This is a genomic window from Actinocorallia lasiicapitis, from assembly GCF_054778695.1.
Genome location: NZ_BAAGZI010000830.1, coordinates 1 through 829, shown reverse-complemented (window position 1 = coordinate 829; position 829 = coordinate 1). Strand labels below are relative to the sequence as shown.

Here is an 829-nt window from a genome sequence, read left to right as displayed (position 1 = left end):
GGCGCGCCCGCCGCGCGCTCCGAACAGTCCCGCCGCTCCCGGCCGCGCGCCGAAGCGCTCCGCTCACAGGGCTGGACCACGGTCTACGGTGCGACGGCCCTGTTCCTGGCCCTGCTGCCCGCCCTGGCCGCGGTGCCCGCGGTGGCCGTCCTGTTCCTGTTCGTCCCCGAAGGCCCGCCGACGGCCACGGACCCGCTGCTGGTCGACGCCGGGATCGTCGTCGCCACACTCGTCCTGATGTCCTGCTACGCGCTGGCGACCTGGGCGCTGGTCCGGCTGCTCGGCCGCGGTCTGAAGCCGGGACGGTATCCGGTGCACGGGCGCGTCGCCTGGCAGGCCTGGACGACCGTCCGGCTGATGTCGGCGGCGCGGATCTGGCTGTTCCCCGTCTACTCCAGTTCGCTGACGCCGCACTGGCTGCGCGCCCTCGGCATGAAGGTCGGCCGGGACGTCGAAGCCTCGACCGTCCTCGCGATCCCCGGGCTGACGACCGTCGCCAGCGGGGCGTTCCTCGCCGACGACACGATGATCGCGCCGTACGAACTGAACGGCGGCTGGATGATGCTCGCCCGAGCCAAGATCGGCAAGCGGGCGTTCCTCGGCAACTCGGGGATGGCGGCGCCGGGCCGGAAGGTGCCGAAGGGCGGGCTGATCGGGGTGCTGTCCGCGACCCCCGCCGACGCCGGGAAGGGCGCCTCCTACGTCGGGCTGCCCCCCGTCGAGCTGCGGCGGGAGGCCGCGCCCGCCGATCTCGCGCTCACCTACGAACCGCCCCTGCGGATCCGGGTGGCGCGGGCGGCCGTCGAGCTCTGCCGGATCGTGCCCGCCG

Annotated in this window: 1 pseudogene; it reads left to right on the top strand. The window is 74.7% G+C overall.

What is annotated here, in order from left to right:
• Positions 1 to 829 (top strand): annotated as a pseudogene (locus ACYVE7_RS34925) (amino acid adenylation protein); the annotation flags it as partial.